8 protein-coding genes and 1 pseudogene are annotated in these 17,043 nt (G+C 72.7%); 2 read left to right on the forward strand and 7 right to left on the reverse strand.

The window, feature by feature from the left end:
- Nucleotides 1-10 precede the first annotated feature (10 nt).
- Together CRP49_RS06380 and CRP49_RS06385 are read right to left on the reverse strand one after the other, a co-directional pair.
- Nucleotides 11-331, reverse strand: coding sequence for a hypothetical protein (locus CRP49_RS06380; RefSeq protein WP_094219468.1), 321 nt, complete (start codon nucleotides 329-331; stop codon nucleotides 11-13).
- Between the two features lie 164 nt (nucleotides 332-495).
- Nucleotides 496-2,718, reverse strand: coding sequence for an ATP-dependent DNA helicase UvrD2 (locus CRP49_RS06385; RefSeq protein WP_373560329.1), 2,223 nt, complete (start codon nucleotides 2,716-2,718; stop codon nucleotides 496-498).
- 185 nt (nucleotides 2,719-2,903) lie between these two features.
- Between CRP49_RS06385 and CRP49_RS06390 the strand changes: the two genes are divergently transcribed.
- A complete protein-coding gene (locus tag CRP49_RS06390) occupies nucleotides 2,904-3,146 on the forward strand; it encodes a mycoredoxin (RefSeq protein WP_094219470.1) in 243 nt (80 codons plus the stop codon).
- 103 nt (nucleotides 3,147-3,249) lie between these two features.
- Here the strand turns inward: CRP49_RS06390 and nudC are convergent, their stop codons facing one another.
- The 5 genes and pseudogenes from nudC to CRP49_RS06415 all read right to left on the reverse strand — a co-directional run bounded on the left by nudC (nucleotide 3,250) and on the right by CRP49_RS06415 (nucleotide 13,908).
- Nucleotides 3,250-4,194, reverse strand: coding sequence for an NAD(+) diphosphatase (gene nudC / locus CRP49_RS06395; RefSeq protein ID WP_094219471.1), 945 nt, complete (start codon nucleotides 4,192-4,194; stop codon nucleotides 3,250-3,252).
- A 155-nt stretch (nucleotides 4,195-4,349) separates the two neighbouring features.
- Nucleotides 4,350-5,753: a dipeptidase gene (locus CRP49_RS06400; protein ID WP_097252523.1), complete on the reverse strand. Its 1,404-nt coding sequence runs from the start codon at nucleotides 5,751-5,753 to the stop codon at nucleotides 4,350-4,352.
- Between the two features lie 47 nt (nucleotides 5,754-5,800).
- Complete coding sequence (locus tag CRP49_RS06405; RefSeq protein ID WP_097252524.1) at nucleotides 5,801-9,361, reverse strand: ATP-dependent DNA helicase; 3,561 nt, start codon at nucleotides 9,359-9,361, stop codon at nucleotides 5,801-5,803.
- Between the two features lie 115 nt (nucleotides 9,362-9,476).
- Nucleotides 9,477-13,123 (reverse strand): annotated as a pseudogene (locus tag CRP49_RS06410) (UvrD-helicase domain-containing protein).
- 398 nt (nucleotides 13,124-13,521) lie between these two features.
- Entirely contained in the window at nucleotides 13,522-13,908 is a 387-nt protein-coding gene (locus CRP49_RS06415; RefSeq protein ID WP_097252525.1) for an MGMT family protein, read from the reverse strand.
- A gap of 186 nt (nucleotides 13,909-14,094) precedes the next feature.
- Here CRP49_RS06415 and CRP49_RS06420 point away from each other — a divergent pair, with 186 nt between their 5' ends.
- Nucleotides 14,095-16,992, forward strand: coding sequence for a lysylphosphatidylglycerol synthase transmembrane domain-containing protein (locus tag CRP49_RS06420; protein WP_097252526.1), 2,898 nt, complete (start codon nucleotides 14,095-14,097; stop codon nucleotides 16,990-16,992).
- The last annotated feature ends 51 nt before the right edge of the window (nucleotides 16,993-17,043 follow it).

A 17,043-nucleotide genomic window follows, 5' to 3' on the forward strand; every position in this document is an offset into this window, starting at 1 on the left:
TGATCGGCGATCAGGCTGGATCACTCCAGGGTTCTGGCCCACGGAAGGCCCACATCAGGTGGTGCTGCGTCGTCTGCTTCCGGAATCCGGCACCGGCTGCCGCAAAGGCATAGGCATGTGCCCGTGCCACTACCGCTTCCAGTGCCTTGGTCGGTCGCTCATTGCGCTCACGGATGGGAAGACCCGCGAGAGACAGGGAGGACGCCGGACGGGCGGCACGAATGCCGGACAGACCGGTGCCCTGGTTCGAGGCGCCGAGCATGCACGTGGAGACGGTCGAGCGATCGGTCAGTTTGGCCGTGCTGATGGAGCTGGTGTTGATGCTGATCACTGGACTCGCCTCCTCTCGGCGTCTTGGGGACTGGGGTGAGCCAGTCCGTTCGGATATGCAAGTACAACACGGAATCAGCGCCTCCGAGAAGGCCGCTGTTTCCGTGCCTAGAACCTATGGGGATTGCTGGGGCATGCGCAAACTATTTTTTCGACGAGTTCGCATCAGTCGTCCTCGTCACCTTCCCCGCCCTCTTGACCTGCACAGATGGCCAGAACTTCGGTTCCGTAGCGCTGCAGCTTGCGGCTGAGGACGCCAGGGATGCGGGAGAGTTCGGCCGGACTGTCGGGCCGTGCCTCGGCGATGGCCATCAGGGTCCGGTCCGTGAAGACGCAGAAGTCCGGTTGGCCGCTGCTTCGGGCCTGGACCGCTCGCCATGTGCGCAGCCGCTCGTAGATGCCTTCGTCCATGTCGGAGGGGCAGTCTTCGCAGCGCATCAGTTTCATCTCGCCGGCGTCGGTGAGGGTGCGGCCGCAGACGCGGCAGCGGGCCGGGGTGCGTTGGGCGCGCCGGGGTATGGCCGGGATCTCTGTGAGGGTGCCGCGCTCGATGCCTCCGGCGGCTCCCGCGCCGGTGCGGCCGACGGTGGCGGTCGAGCCGGGGCGCAGGCCGTCGAGGAAGTGGCTGGGCCTGCGGTTGGGGCGGCCGCCGGGTGAGCGGGACAGGGACCAGGAGAGGTGGAGCCGTTCTCTGGCGCGGGTCACGCCGACGTAGAGGAGGCGGCGCTCTTCTTCGATCTGTTCGTCCGTCTTCGCGTAGGTGATCGGCACCATGCCCTCGGCGATGCCGACCAGGAAGACGACGTCCCACTCCAGGCCCTTGGCCGCGTGCAGGGAGGCCAGGGTGACGCCCTGGACGGTGGGGGCGTGCTGGGCGTTGGCCCGCTCGTCGAGTTCTGTCACGAAGTCGCCGAGGGTGGCCTTCGGGTGGGCGGCGGCGAAGTCGTGGGCGAGGTTGACGAGGGCGGCGAGTGACTCCCAGCGTTCTCTGGCGGCGCCGGAGCCGGCGGGGGGTTCGCTGGTCCAGCCGTCTCCGGAGAGCACGGCGCGCACCTGGGAGGGCAGGTCCACGGCGTCGTCGAGCAGGGAGTCGTTGCCGCCGAAGCGGGCTGCGCCGCGCAGGGCGACGCCTGCCTTGCGTACTTCGGGGCGGTCGAAGAAGCGTTCGGCGCCGCGGAGCTGGTAGGGGACTCCGGCGTCGGCGAGGGCTTGTTCGTAGGTCTCGGACTGGGAGTTGGTGCGGAAGAGGATGGCGATCTCGGCGGCCGGGACGCCGGCGTCGATCAGTTCGCGGATGCGGCGGGCGGCGCCTTCGGCCTCGGCGGGTTCGTCGGTGTACTCGGTGTAGACGGGGTCGGGGCCCGCGGGGCGCTGGGAGACAAGTTCCAGCCGGTGGTCTGCGGCGCGGCCGCTGGCCTGGGCGAGCAGTCCGTTGGCGAGGTGGACGACCTGGGGGGTGGAGCGGTAGTCGCGGACCAGTTTGACGACGGTGGCGCCGGGGTGGCGGGCGCGGAAGTCGAGGAGGTGGTCGGGTGTTGCTCCGGTGAACGAGTAGATCGTCTGGCTGGCGTCGCCGACGACGCACAGGCTGTCGCGGTTGCCGAGCCAGAGTTCCAGGAGTCGCTGCTGGAGGGGGCTGACGTCCTGGTATTCGTCGACGACGAAGTGCTGGTACTGAGTGCGGACCTGTTCGGCGATGTCGTGTCGGTCCTGGAGGACGGCGACGGTGAGCAGCAGGACGTCTTCGAAGTCGATGACGGCGCGGTCGCGTTTGAGGTCTTCGTAGGCCGCGTAGAGGTGGGCGATCTCGGCGGGGTCGCGTGGGGTGTCGCGGCCTGCCTTTGCTGCCGCGTACGGGTAGTCGGCGGGGACGGTCTGGGTGACCTTGGACCATTCGATCTCGGCGGTGGCGTCCCGCAGCTCGCCGCGGTCGAGGCGGAGCTTGCAGGCGGCGGCCGCGTCGGCGACGAGTTGGATCTTGCGGTCGACGAGTCGGGGCATGGAGCCACCGATCGCTTTCGGCCAGAAGTACTGGAGCTGGCGCAGAGCGGCGGAGTGGAAGGTGCGGGCCTGGACGCCGTGGGCGCCGAGCTGGCGCAGGCGGCCGCGCATCTCGCCTGCGGCGCGGTTGGTGAAGGTGACGGCGAGCACGCTGGACGGCTGGAGGATCCCGGCGCGCACCCCGTAGGCGATGCGGTGGGTGATCGCCCGGGTCTTGCCCGTGCCCGCTCCGGCCAGGACGCACACCGGGCCGTGCAGGGCGGTGGCCACCTCGCGCTGCTCGGGGTCGAGCCCTTCGAGCACCGCGTCGGGCCCACTCGGCGGGGCCGAGTACGGGGAACCGCCGGGCCCCTGCGGGAAGAGGGTGGAGTGCGTTGCTGGTGTCACATGGCCATGCTGCCAGGTCGTCCGGGACTGCTGTGCCGGTTGTCCACAGGCGGGCCGTCGCAGTCGTACTAATGCGGCAGGTGTCACAGCCGGGGGCCGGATACCCCAGGCGGGAATGCCGTGCCGGTCCCTTACGTTGTGTGCTTGGACAACCTTCCCCGAGCTGCCTGAGGAGCGCGAGAGACATGCAGGGCACTGTGACGATGTACAGCACGACTTGGTGTGGCTACTGCCAGCGGCTGAAGAAGCAGCTGGACCGCGAGGGCATCGCCTACACCGAGATCAACATCGAGCAGGACCCGGAGTCCGCCGCTTTCGTGGAGAAGGCGAATGGCGGAAACCAGACGGTCCCGACCGTGCTCTTCGGTGACGGCTCCACGCTGACGAACCCGTCGCTGGCGCAGGTGAAGCAGAAGCTCGCCGCGTAACTAACAGGCCGGTCCCGGCTTGTGGGAAAGGCGGCTCCTGAGGCTGTTGGTGCCTCAGGAGCCGCCTTTTTGTGTCTTGTCCCACACGGGCGTGCCCGTGGCCTCAGATGAAGCTCCTCGTCGGCAGCGGCTTGCCGTACCACATCTCGATCAGGCGGGCGGCGATGGAGATGCCGTACGGGGGCAGTACCTCGCCGGCCTCGAAGGCGGCGTGCAGTTCCTCGCGGGAGAACCAGCGGGCCTCGTGGATCTCGTCGCCGTCGACGTCGATGTCGGTGGTGGTGGCGCGGGCCATGAAGCCCAGCATGAGGCTGGACGGGAAGGGCCAGGGCTGGCTGGCCACGTACTCGACGGGGCCGACGGTGATGCCGGCCTCCTCGAAGACCTCGCGGCGTACCGACTGCTCGATGGACTCGCCGGGTTCGACGAAGCCGGCGAGTGTGGAGAAGCGGCCCTCGGGCCAGTGGACCTGGCGGCCGAGCAGGATCCGGTCGTCCTCGTCGGTGACGGCCATGATCACGGCGGGGTCGGTGCGCGGGTAGTGCTCGGCGCCGCAGGCCTGGCAGCGGCGGATGTGGCCGGCGGCGGCGATGACCGTGCGCTCGCCGCAGCGGGAGCAGAAGCGGTGGGTGCGCTGCCAGTTCTCCAGGCCGACCGCGTGCACCATGAGGCCCGCGTCCCGCGGTGACAGCAGCAGTCCGGCTTCGCGCAGGCCCGCCGGGCGGGCGGACTGGTCGATGCGGCCGGGCAGTGCGTCCTTCTGGAGGGCGAAGTAGCTGACGCCGTCCTCGTCGATGCCGAGGAAGTAGCGGTGGGCCTCGGTGAGGGGTGCCTCGAAGGAGGGGGTCATGACGAGTTCGGTCCGGCCGTCGGGCGTCTCGTCGATGAGTACCTGGCCGCCGGAGACCACGAAGCAGCGGGTGGCGGGGTGGCTCCATGCCGCTGCGAGCCAGGCCTCGTCGAGCCGGTGGTGGGCGGCGCGGTCGATGCCGCTCGGGGCGGTGAGCGAGATGGGTCGTTCGGCGGTGTGGTCGGTCCAGGTGGTCACGGGTGCTTCCAACTCCCCCAATGGAACGGTTCGTTTCGGCGGGCGGTTCGGGCGGGTCGTAGGGCGGGACGGCACCGGGCCGGGCTCGGGCGGGCGTGCGGGCGGTCCTTCCAGTGTGCCCCGCGCGCGATGCGGTCCCGTTCGGCGCCTGCCGGTCAGGGGGCGTGACGCCAGTTCTCGGCGAGGTCACCCCACAGGTAGGCGCTGGTTTCGACGCCTTTGAGGAGGAGGTCGAGTTCGACCTTCTCGTTCGGGGCGTGCCAGCCGTCGGAGGGGACGGAGATGCCCAGGAAGAGGACGGGGGCGCCGAGAACCTCCTGGAGGTCGGCGGCGGGTCCGGAGCCGCCCTCGCGGGTGTAGCGGACCGGGCTCTGGAAGGCGCGGCCCATGGCGCGGACCACGGACTGCAGCGCGGGGTGGTCGAGCGGGGTCAGGCAGGGGCGCGTGGCGGGGCCGAAGCTGATCTCGAGCCTGATCCCGGCGGGTACCTGCTGTGCCGCCCAGGCGCGGACGGCCTTCTCGATGTGGTCGGGGTCCTGGCCGGCGACCAGGCGGAAGGACAGCTTCACCATGGCCGAGGAGGGGATGATCGTCTTGCTGCCGGGGCCCTGGTAGCCACCGCCGATGCCGTTGACCTCGACGGTCGGGCGGGCCCAGATGCGCTCCAGGGTGGTGTGCCCGGCCTCGCCGTGGGTGGCGTACGACTTGGCGGTGCGCAGCCACTGCTCCTCGTCGAACGGCAGCTCGGCGAACAGCTCGCGTTCGCGGTCGGTCAGCTCCGCTATGCCGTCGTAGAAGCCGGGGACGGCCACGTGCGCGTGCTCGTCGTGCAGGGCGGCCACCAGGCGGGCGGCGGCGGTGGCCGGGTTGGGGACGGCGCCGCCGAAGGAGCCGGAGTGGATGTCCTGGTCGGGGCCGTACAGCCGGATCTCGCACTCGGCGAGGCCGCGCATGCCGGTGCAGACGGTCGGGGTGTCCTCGGACCACATGCCGGTGTCGGAGACGATCACGGCGTCGGCGGCGAGCCGGTCGGCGCGTTCCTCGACGAGGGCCCGGAAGTGCTCGGAGCCGGACTCCTCCTCACCCTCGATCAGCAGCTTCAGGTTGACCGCGGGGGCGGTGCGGCCGGTGGCGGCGAGGTGGGCGCGGACGCCGAGCGTGTGGAAGAACACCTGGCCCTTGTCGTCGGCCGCCCCGCGCGCGTAGAGGCGGTTGTCCCGGATGACGGGCTCGAAGGGGTCGCTGTCCCAGCCGTCCTCGCGGGCGGCGGGCTGTACGTCGTGGTGGCCGTAGACGAGGACGGTGGGCGCCTGGGGGTCGCCCGAGGGCCACTCGGCGAAGACGGCGGGGGCGCCGGGGGTCGGCCAGACCTCGGTGGTCGGGAAGCCGGTCTCCTTGAGCTGGGCGGCGAGCCAGTCGGCGCTGTCGCGTACGTCGGGCGCGTGGTCGGGCTGGGCCGACACGGAGGGGATGCGCAGCCATGCGGCGAGGTCGTCGAGGAAGGCGGCGCGGTGCTGCTCGATGTACGTACGGACGGCGCTGTCCGGGGTCTGGCTCATGCTCACGAGCCTATCGGCCCGCACCGACATCCTCGGCGGGCGGTTCGTCACACTGGGGATCCTTTACGTGCCCCTGGTGTGTCCCCCGTGGGATCACCGGTGAGCAGCCGTTCCAGGGCTGCCCGGTCGGGCAGGTCCTCGGGGCGTACGACCTCGCCGCTGCGCACGTACAGGAAGACGGCCGTGACCGACTCGGGCGGCACGCCCTGCTGCTCGGCCCAGGCCAGCCGGTACACGGCGAGCTGGAGCGGGTCGGCGGTGCGGGTGCGGCTGGTCTTCCAGTCGACGATCTCGTAGGTCGCGTCGTCGCCGTCGCCGTTGCGGTAGACGGCGTCGATGCGGCCGCGTACGACGCGGCCGGCGAGGGTGAGCTGGAAGGGGGCCTCGATCCGGTACGGGGTGCGGTGGGCGTACTCGGTGCGTTCGAAGGCGTCCTTGAGGGCTTCGAGGTCGCGTTCGTCGGCGATCTCGGCCTCGCTGCCGGGCAGCTCGTCCGGCTCCAGCATGGGCAGTGTCAGTTCCTCGAAGCGTGCTTCGACCCAGGCGTGGAAGCGGGTGCCCCGGCGCGCGGCGGGTTGCGGGGGGCGCGGCATGGGGCGTGCGAGTTCCTGTGCGAGCCCGTCCGGGTCCTCGGCGAGACGCAGCAGCTGGGACGCGGTCAGTGTGGCCGGAAGGGGGACGTCCGTGACGCTCTGCCGGGCGCGCAGCAGCTCGCCGGTGAGCGCGTCGAGGTCGCGGTCCCAGGAGTCGAGAGTGCGGGCTTCCTCGGGTGTGAGGGGCGCGAGGCGTTCGGGCTCGGTGGGGTGGGTGTGTGCGCCGGAGCGAGCGGGCTCGGCCGGGGCGGGCGCCTGGTGGGGGACGGTCGGCCGCTCGGCGGTCCAGGAGTCCCAGTCGACGGGCTCCTTCGGGGAGGCGGCGCCGTCGTCGTACGGTGCCTCGTCGGCGAAGGGGTCCTGGTCGTACGGGAACTCTTCGCCGTAGGGGTCCTCGTCGTCCGTCGGGGCGGGCCAGTCGGGGTCTTCTTCGTCCGGCGGTGCGGGCCACTCCGGGTCGTCGAAGGCGGCGGGGTCGTGGGTGGCGGGCGGGTGGCCGTCCTGGCGGGCGGCCAGGGTGTCCAGGTGGGTGAGGACGGTCTCGGCGGCCGCGCGGCGGCGGGCCAGGGCCGCGTCGTCCAGGGGCAGGGGCCACGCCTGGTCGGCGGTGGCCGTGTGCAGGGCCGGGTTCTCCTCCTCCTCGCCGGGCTCGTCGGCCCATGCCTCGATCTCGCCGTACCCGGCGGCGCAGTGGTCGTGGAGGGCCTGGAGGAAGTCGGAGGGTCCCCGTGGCTTCTTCTGGCTGGGCCCCCACCAGTGGCCGGAGCCGAGGAGGAGGGAGCGGGGGCGGGTGAAGGTGACGTAGCCGAGGCGGAGTTCCTCGGTGTGCTGGTGCTCCTTCACGGCCTCGTGGAAGGCCTTCATGCCCCGGGAGTCCCAGGAGTCGATGTCGGGCAGGGTGTCGGTGTCGCCGCGCAGGGCGTGCGGCAGCACCTTGGCCTGCGCGGTCCACTTCTCGCGGCCCTGGGCGCTGGGAAAAGTGCCGTTGACGAGTCCGGGTACGGCGACGACGTCCCACTCCAGGCCCTTCGACTTGTGCGCGGTGAGCACCTTGACGGTGTTCTCGCCGCCGGGCAGGGCGTTGTCGAGGCCCTTCTCGTACTGGGCGGCAGTGCGCAGGAAGCCGAGGAAGGCCAGCAGTGTGGCCTCGCCGTCGCCGGCCGCGAACGAGGCCGCGACGTCGAGGAAGTTGGACAGGGTCTCGCGGCGGCGGGCGGCGAGCGCGTGCGGGGACGCCGACAGCTCCACCTCCAGGCCGGTGACCGCGAGAACGCGGTGCAGGACGTCCATCAGCGGGTCGGACAGGGAGCGGCGCAGATCGCGCAGTTCGGCGGCCAGGCGGGCGAAGCGCACGCGCGCGTCCGGGGAGAACGGCAGCCCGTCGTCGTCCCCGTCGCCCTCGTCGAGAGGTGCCTCCAGGAAGGTGTCCAGGGCGTCCGCGAGCGATATCACCTCCGACGGGTCGACGCCTTCGACAGCCTCGGCGAGCCTGCGGTCGGGGTCGTCGGTGTCGCCCGCGCGCGTGTGGGCGACCAGCAGCCGCGCGCGGCGGCCGAGGAGGGCGAGGTCGCGGGGGCCGATGCGCCAGCGCGGGCCGGTCAGCAGGCGGACCAGGGAGGCGTTGGCCCCGGGGTCCTGGAGGACTTCGCAGACGGCGACGAGGTCGGCGATCTCGGGCAGGTGCAGCAGCCCGGAGAGGCCGACGACCTCCACGGGGATGTCGCGGGCGACGAGGGCGCCCTGGATCTCGGCGAAGTCGGTGGCCGTGCGGCACAGTACGGCGATCTCGCCGGGGGCCTTGTCGGTGCGCACGAGGTGGGCGATGGAGTCGGCGATCCAGTCGATCTCCTCCGCGTGGGTGGGCAGCAGGGCGCAGCGGACCGTGCCGTCGTGTTCGGCGCCGGGGGCCGGGCGGAGGGCCTCCACGCCCGCGTGCATGGCGCGCAGCGGTTCGGCGAGGCCGTTGGCGAGGTCGAGGAGGCGGCCGCCGCTGCGGCGGTTCTCGCTGAGCGCCTGCCGGGTGGCGGAGCTGCCGTCGGCGTGGGCGAAGTGCTCGGGGAAGTCGTCCAGGTTGGCGACGGAGGCGCCGCGCCAGCCGTAGATGGCCTGGCAGGGGTCGCCGACGGCGGTCACCGGGTGGCCCGTGCCGCCGCCGAACAAGCCCGACAGCAGGACACGCTGGGCCACGGAGGTGTCCTGGTACTCGTCCAGGAGCACCACGCGGAACTCCTCGCGCAGCAGCCGGCCCACCTCGGGGATGCCGGCGAGGCGGGCGGACAGGGCGATCTGGTCGCCGAAGTCGAGCAGGTCGCGTTCGCGCTTGGCGGCCCGGTAGCGCACGACGAGGTCGGCGAGTTCGCGGCGGGCGGCGGCGGTCTCGGGGATCTTGCGCAGGTCGGCGTTGGTGAGCTTGGCGCTCTCCAGGGCGTGCAGCAGGCCGGCGTCCCAGGCGCGCAGTCGTCCGGGGTCCACGAGGTGTTCGGCGAGTTCGGAGTCGAGGGTGAGCAGGTCGCTGACGAGGTCGGCGAAGGAGCGGGTCAGCGCCGGGTAGGGCCCGGGGGCCTCGCGCAGCACGCGCGCGGCGAGCTGGTAGCGGGTGGCGTCGGCCAGCAGCCGGGAGGTCGGCTCGAGGCCGATGCGCAGGCCGTGGTCGGTCAGCAGGCGGCCGGCGAAGGCGTGGTACGTCGAGATCACCGGCTCGCCGGGCGGATTGTCCGGGTCGATGACGTCGGGGTCGGTGACGCCGGCCTTGATCAGTGCCTTGCGGACGCGTTCGGCGAGTTCGCCCGCGGCTTTGTTGGTGAAGGTCAGGCCGAGGACCTGTTCGGGGGCGACCTGGCCGGTGCCGACCAGCCAGACCACTCGGGCCGCCATCACGGTGGTCTTGCCCGAACCGGCTCCGGCCACGATCACCTGCGGTGCGGGCGGCGCGGTGATGCAGGCCGTCTGCTCCGGGGTGAACGGGATGCCGAGGAGCTCCTTGAGCTGCTCGGGGTCGGTGATACGGGCGGGCATGTCGTCAGAGGCTAGCGGCGGGCACTGACAACCGCGGACGGATCAGCTGCCTGGGGAGGAAGAGACGCAGGTCAGCGCCTTGGGTGCCGTACGTCACCCTCGCTCCTGGCGCGGGTCACTCGACCACGTGCCGTCCCTCGGGCCGTGCGCTGCAGGAGGCGCGGAACGCACAGTGCGTGCAGTGCTGTCCGGCCGTCGGTGCGAACCGCTCGTCCAGGACCTTTCCGGCGGCGGTGGCCAGCAGGTCGCCGACCCACTCCCCCGCCAGCGGCTCCTGGGCCTGCACCTTGGGCAGGGTCTCGCCGCCGTCCCGCTTGGCCGCGCCCTGCCTGAGGTGCACCAGTTCGGCGCCGCCGGGCTCGGGTCGTACGCCGTCGAAGGCGGTGTCCACGGCGCCTTCACGGACGGCGAGCTGGTAGACGGCGAGCTGGGGATGGCGGGACACCTCGGCGCCGCTGGGGGCCTGCTTGCCGGTCTTGAAGTCCACGACGTAGGCGCGGCCCTCGCCGTCCGCCTCGACGCGGTCCATCTGGCCGCGGATGCGGACCTGGTAGTCGCCCGCTTCGAGGGTGACGTCGAAGTCCTGCTCGCTCGTCACCGGGGTGCGGCCGGTGCGGTCCAGTACGTGCCAGTTCAGGAAGCGTTCGAGCGCCGCGCGCGCGTTGTCCTTCTCCTGCGCGGACTTCCAGGGCGCGTCGAAGGCGAGAGCGTTCCACACGGAATCCAGGCGTTCCATGAGCACGTCGAGGTCGGCGGGGGTGCGGCCGGAGGCGACCTCGTCGGCGAGGACGTGGACGACGTTGCCGAAGCCCTGGGCGGCGGTGGCGGGCGCGTCGGCCTTCACCTCGCGGCCCAGGAACCACTGCAGGGCGCACGTGTTGGCGAGCTGGTCGAGGGCGCTGCCGGAGAGCACGACGGGCTGGTCGCGGTGGCGCAGCGGCACCTTGCTCTCGGTCGGCTCGAACATGCCCCACCAGCGGTAGGGGTGCGCGGACGGCACCAAGGGGCGGCCGTCCTCATCGGCGAGTGCGGCGAGCCTCGCCAGACGCCGGGCGGCGGCCTCCCGCAGGGCGGCCGAGGCGCGCGGGTCGACGGTGGTGGCGCGCAGCTCGGCGACGAGCGCGGCCACGGACAGCGGGCGGCGCGGGCGGCCGGTGACGTCCCGGGGTTCGACACCCAGCTCGGTCAGGAAACGGGAGGGCTGGTCGCCGTCGTCGGCCGGTGCCTTCACGGCGGTGACGACGAGACGGTCACGCGCGCGCGTGGCGGCCACGTAGAACAGGCGGCGCTCCTCGGCGAGCAGCGCGCCCGGGGTGAGCGGTTCGGCGAGTCCGTCGCGGCCGATGCGGTCGGCCTCCAGGAGGGAGCCACGGCGGCGCAGATCGGGCCACAGACCCTCCTGGACGCCGGCGACGACGACCAGCCGCCATTCCAGGCCCTTGGCGCGGTGCGCGGTCATCAGGCGGACGGCGTCGGGGCGCACGGCGCGGCGGGTGAGGGTGTCGGCGGCGATGTCCTCGGCGTCGATCTCCTCCAGGAAGTTCAGGGCGCCGCGGCCTCCGGTGCGCTCCTCCGCGCGCGCGGCCGTGGCGAACAGCGCGCACACGGCATCCAGGTCACGGTCCGCGTTACGGCCGGCCGCGCCGCCGCGCCGCGCGGCCCGCTCCAGGCGCGCGGGCCAGGGCGTGCCCTCCCACAGGTCCCACAGCGCCTCCTCGGCCGTGCCGCCACCCGCGAGGCGCTCGCGGGCCTTACGGAGCAGCGCGCCCAGGCGCTGCGCCCCCCGCGCGTACGCCGGGTCGTGCGCCACCAGGCGCTCGGGTTCGGCGAGCGCCCGCGCGAGCAGCTCGTCCGAGGGCGGCGGCAACGGGGTCCCAGCGGCCCGCTCCTCCTCACGCAGGGCACGCCCGAGGCGCCGCAGGTCGGCGGTGTCCATGCCGGCGAGCGGGGAGGCGAGGAGGGTGAGGGCGGTTTCGGCGTCGAGCCAGTGGATGTTGGCGGGGGCTCGGTGGCGGGCGGATCGACGGCGGCCGGCTCGGCGGCGGGCGCATGGGTGCCGGTTTCGGCGGTGCCGTGCGTGGCGGCCTCGGCGGGCTCACTGGGGTCGGCGTGGGCAGAGCCCTCTGTGTCGGCTCGCGCAGGCGCCACCCCGTCGACTTCAACAGACCCCTCGTCGGCCTCGGCAGACGCCTGGGCCCCGGCTCCGGCACTGCCGTCCGTGCCGACCTCGGCAGACGCACGGGTGCCGGCGAGGGCAGAGCCCTCCGTGTCCGCCCCCGCAGACGTCAGCCCGTCGAGTTGGACAGACCCCTCCGTATCGGCCTTGGCAGACGCCAGCCCGTTGGCTTCCGCAGCCCCCTCCGTATCGGCCTTGGCGGACGCCTGAGCCCCGGCTCCGGCAGTGCCGTCCGTGCCGGCCTCGGCACGCACCTGGGCCCCGGCCCCGGCAGTCGATGCCCCCGCCGCTTCGCCGGACACCCCCTCCTGGGGACTCCGGGCCGCCTCCGCCGTGGCCACCGCCCTGAGTGCCGCCAGCAGGGGGGCGACCGCCGGCTCGTGGCGCAGGGGCAGGTCGTCGCCGTCGATGTCCAGGGGGACGCCGGCGGCGGTGAGGGCGCGGCGGAGGGTCGGGATGGTGCGGGAGCCGGCGCGTACGAGGACGGCCATGTCGCTCCAGGGGACGCCGTCCTCCAGGTGCGCGCGGCGCAGGATGTCGGCGATGTTGTCCAGCTCCGTACCTGCGGTCGGGTACGTGTAGACCTCGACGCGGCCGCCGTCCCGCACGGCTGCCGGCTCGCGGTGGGCGCGCACCTTCTCGGCGGGCAGCCGGGGCAGCGGCATGCGCTGGGTGATCAGCCGGGTCGCGGCCAGCAGAGCGGCGCCGGAGCGGCGGGAGGTGCGCAGCACCTCGACGGGGGCCGGGCGGCCGCCCGCGCGCGGGAAGGCCGCCGGGAAGTCCAGGATGCCGTTCACGTCGGCGCCCCGGAACGTGTAGATCGACTGGTCGGGGTCGCCGAGGGCGACCAGGGTCCGTCCGCCGCCGGCCAGGGCCTGCAGGAGCCGTACCTGGGCGGGGTCGGTGTCCTGGTACTCGTCGACGTACACGGCGTCGTACCGGGCGGCGAGCTGTGCCGCGGCCTCGGGGCGGTGGGCGAGCAGCACCGCGCGGTGGACCAGTTCGGCGTAGTCGATGACGCCCTGCAGGTCGAGGACGTCCAGGTACTCGGCGAGGAAGGCGGCGGCCGCGCGCCAGTCGGGGCGGCCGATGCGGCGGGCGAAGGCGTCCAGCGCACCGGGGCCGAGGCCCAGCTCACGGCTGCGGGCGAGGACGGCGCGGACCTCGTCGGCGAAGCCGCGCGTGGTCAGGCAGGCGCGCAGTTCGTCCGGCCAGCGCACGTGGTCGAGCCCGAGCCGCTCCAGCTCGGGCTGCCCGGCGAGCAGCTCGCGGACGGTGACGTCCTGCTCGGGGCCGGAGAGCAGGCGCAGCGGCTCCGCGAACAGGCCGCTGTCCTGGTGGGCGCGGACCAGGGCGTAGCAGTACGAGTGGAAGGTGGTCGCCCGGGGAGCGCGGGCCGCGCCGATGCGCAGGGCCATGCGGTCACGCAGGTCGACGGCGGCCTTGCGGCTGAACGTCAGCACCAGGATCCGTTCCGGGTCCCCGCCACGGGCGATTCGCGCGGCCACGGACTCCACCAGGGTGGTGGTCTTGCCGGTGCCCGGACCTGCGAGAACGAGCAGCGGTCCGGTCCGGTGGTCAACCACGGCGCGCTGTGCGGCGTCCAGAAGAGGGGGATCGACTGCGACGGGTGGGGTACGGACCAGTCGGTAAGCGCCACGGTTCCCCTGCCGCACCGGGGGGTGCGGCAGGCGCCTGGTGGAGGAAGAGGAGCTCACGTGGTTCGCCGGTCCTGGTGGTTGTGCTGGTGGGCGGGCGGTCACGCGTGCGAGGCGGTGGCCGCGGGGTGAGGGGGACACGTGCAGCCGACGCTACGCCGCCGCCCCGGACGGAAGCAGGGCTTCCGCTTCTTCCCTCGCGGCACTCGTGGCCCTCGCGTCACGTGGGTCCCTCACCACACGAACGTACGTCATGCCACGGACGTCCCCCCTGTCCCTCGTACGGGCCACGGGTTCCCCTCGACGGCATCCGATGGCGGAAGCTGTCAGGTGTGACCCTCCGCGACCGTGCCGCCGTCCCATCGGGCCCGTCTCATGTCGAGCCGCGGCAGATGGCCCTCGGTGCTCCTGCCCGCCTGCTTCAGCGGCGTGCCCTCCGCGCGGTAGTGATCGAGGGCACGCAGCTCGTGGCCGGGCAGCAGCACCCCGTCCGCGCGCACCACGCGCCACCAGGGGACGGCGCCGCCGTAGAGGGCCATCACCCGGCCCACCTGGCGGGGTCCGCCCTCTTCGAGCCACTCGGCGACATCGCCGTACGTCATGACCCGGCCCGGCGGAATCCGCTCGGCGGCCTCCAGGACCCGCTCGGCGTACTCCGGCAACGCGTCCGCGTACCCCTCTCGGGTGTCCTCGGCAGGGCTCTGCTCGCTCATTCGCCCCATCCTGCCGCACCCCACCGACAACGCGGCGCGGAAGTCCGGGCCAGGGCCCCTCGCCCTCGGGCGGCGCTTCCGGCAGACTGTCCGCCCGCCCATCCGCACCCTGATGCCCGCGTGTGCCGGTGGGGCATGCCACCATCGTGCGGGCGGTGACTGGTGATACGAGACCAAGAAGAGACCATGAAGCAGCAGGGCGTGCACCCCGAAGGCGCGGAGGGCATCCCTGACGCTTCCGCGCGTCCCGACACCGCCCGCTCCGGTCAGACCGACACCGGTGCGACGGACGCCGACCGCGGTGCTACGGACCGGGACGACACCGGTGCCACACGCAAGGACGCGCGCGCGGACGACGGTACGCACGAGGCCGGCACGCGTACACGCGCGGACGACACCAGCGACGTCGGCGGCAGCGGCGGCGCCGATGGGGCGGACGCCCCCGGGAACCCACCCGCCGACGAGCGCCCGGACGCCTGTGCCGACGATCCTCACCCGGAGGAGGTCGAGGGCGACGAACCACTCCTCCCCGCGCGCGTGCACCGTCCCTCCGACCTCATGCGGTTCCTGGTGGGCGTGCTCGCCATCGTCGTGCTGCTCGCGATCGCCGCGTTCGCGCACGGCACCACCTCGGGCCTCGAACAGGACATCAACAAGGGCACCGGGCAGGCCCCGGACCTGCTGATCAAGATCGCGGGACTCGCGTCCAGCATCGCCATCCTCCTGGTGCCGGTCGCCTTCGCGATCGAACGGCTGATCAAACGGGACGGACTGCGGATCGCCGACGGCGTCCTCGCGGCCGTCCTCGCGCACGGTGTGACCCTCGCCACCGACCTGTGGGTCGCCCGAGCCGCCCCGGACTCCATCCAGGAGGCGCTCACCCAGCCGTCACCGGGCGACATCCACGCCCTGACCGACCCGGTGCACGGCTATCTCGCGCCCGTCATCGCCTATATGACCGCCGTCGGCATGTCCCGCAGACCCCGATGGCGCGCGGTGCTGTGGATCGTGCTGCTGCTCGACGCGTTCTCGATGCTGGTCACCGGCTACACGACCCCGTTCTCGATCATCCTGACGGTGCTGATCGGCTGGACCGTCGCCTACGGCACGCTGTACGCGGTCGGCTCGCCCAATGTCCGCCCCACCGGCCGGACCCTGATGGCGGGCCTCAGGCACGTCGGCTTCCACCCCGTCAGCGCGGCCCGCGAGGAGTCCGTGGAGTCGGAGAACGGCGACCGCGGACGGCGCTACTTCGTCACCCTGGAGGACGGCCCGCCGCTGGACGTCACGGTCGTCGACCGGGAGCAGCAGGCCCAGGGCTTCTTCTACCGCGCCTGGCGCAACCTGACCCTGCGCGGCTTCGCCACCCGCTCCAGCCTCCAGTCGCTGCGCCAGGCGCTGGAGCAGGAGGCGCTGCTCGCGTACGCGGCGATCGCGGCGGGCGCCAACGCGCCCAAGCTGATCGCCACCTCCGAACTCGGTCCGGACGCGGTGATGCTCGTCTACGAGCACACCGGCGGGCGCACGCTGGACTCGCTGCCGGACGAGGAGATCACCGACGAGCTGCTGCGCCACACCTGGCACCAGGTGCAGGCGCTGCAGTCCCGGCGCATCGCGCACCGCAGGCTGGCCGGTGACGCGATTCTGGTGGATCGTTCCGGCAGGGTGATCCTCTCCGAGCTGCGCGGCGGCGAGATCGCGGCCGGCGAGCTGCTGCTGCGCATGGACGTCGCCCAGCTGGTCACCACACTGGGTCTGCGGGTGGGTGCCGAGCGGGCCGTGGCCTCCGCCGTCGGGGTGCTCGGCCCGGACGCGGTCGCCGACTGCCTGCCGATGCTGCAGCCCATCGCGCTGACGCGCTCCACGCGCGCGACCCTGCGAAAACTGGCCCGGGAGCGGGCCCAGCGTGAACGCGAAGCGGTGCTGGAGGCGTCCCGGCAGGCCAAGCAGGCCCGTCTGGCGGAGGCCTCCGAGACGGCCGGGCCGGTGCTCGAAAAACCCGACAAGAAGACGGTCCGGGCCGAGCAGCGGGCCGAGAAGCGGGCCCTGGACGAAGCCCTCGACGAGGCCCGCGAGGAGGATCTGCTCACGCAGATCCGCCACGAGGTGCTGCTGATCCGGCCGCAGGCCCCCGTGGAGCCGGCCCGTCTGGAGCGGGTGCGGCCGCGCACGCTGATCAGCTTCATCGCCGGTGCCATCGGCGCGTACTTCCTGCTGACCCAGCTCACCCACATCGAGTTCGGACCGCTGATCGCCAACGCCCAGTGGGGCTGGGTGATCGCCGCGGTGCTGTTCTCCGCGCTCAGTTACGTGGCCGCCGCGATGGCCCTGCTGGGGTTCGTGCCGGAGCGGGTGCCGTTCCTGCGGACGGCGGCGGCCCAGGTCGCCGGGTCCTTCGTGAAGATCGTCGCGCCGGCCGCGGTCGGCGGTGTCGCCCTGAACACGCGCTTTCTGCAGCGCCAGGGCGTGCGCCCGGGGCTCGCGGTGGCGAGCGTCGGCGCGTCGCAGCTGTTCGGGCTCGGCTGCCACATCCTGATGCTGCTGTCCTTCGGCTACCTGACCGGCACCGAGAAGACGCCGTCGCTGTCGCCGTCCCGGACGGTCATCGCGGGTCTGCTGACCGTGGCGGTGCTGGTGCTCGTGGTGACCTCGGTGCCGTTCCTGCGGAAATTCGTCGTCACGCGTGTGAGGTCGCTGTTCGCCGGTGTCGTGCCGCGCATGCTCGACGTGCTCCAGCGGCCGCAGAAGCTGATCACCGGCATCGGCGGCATGCTGCTGCTGACCTTCTGCTTCGTCATGTGCCTGGACGCCTCCATCAGGGCGTTCGGCGACACCTCGACCTCGCTGAGCATCGCCAGTGTCGCCGTGGTCTTCCTCGCCGGAAACGCGCTCGGCTCCGCGGCGCCCACCCCGGGCGGCGTCGGCGCGGTCGAGGCGAGCCTGACGCTCGGCCTGATCGCCGTCGGCCTTCCCAAGGAGGTCGCCGCACCGGCCGTCCTGCTGTTCCGGCTGCTGACGCTGTGGCTGCCGGTGCTGCCCGGCTGGCTCGCTTTCAACCAGCTCACGCGCAAGGGCGCCCTGTAGGGCGCCTGCGCGGAACAGGCCTCCTCCGCAGGCCAGGGGGCGTACCTCGTA

Origin of the sequence: Streptomyces sp. Ag109_G2-15 (assembly GCF_900215565.1) — a bacterium.
Lineage (GTDB): Bacteria > Actinomycetota > Actinomycetes > Streptomycetales > Streptomycetaceae > Streptomyces > Streptomyces diastatochromogenes.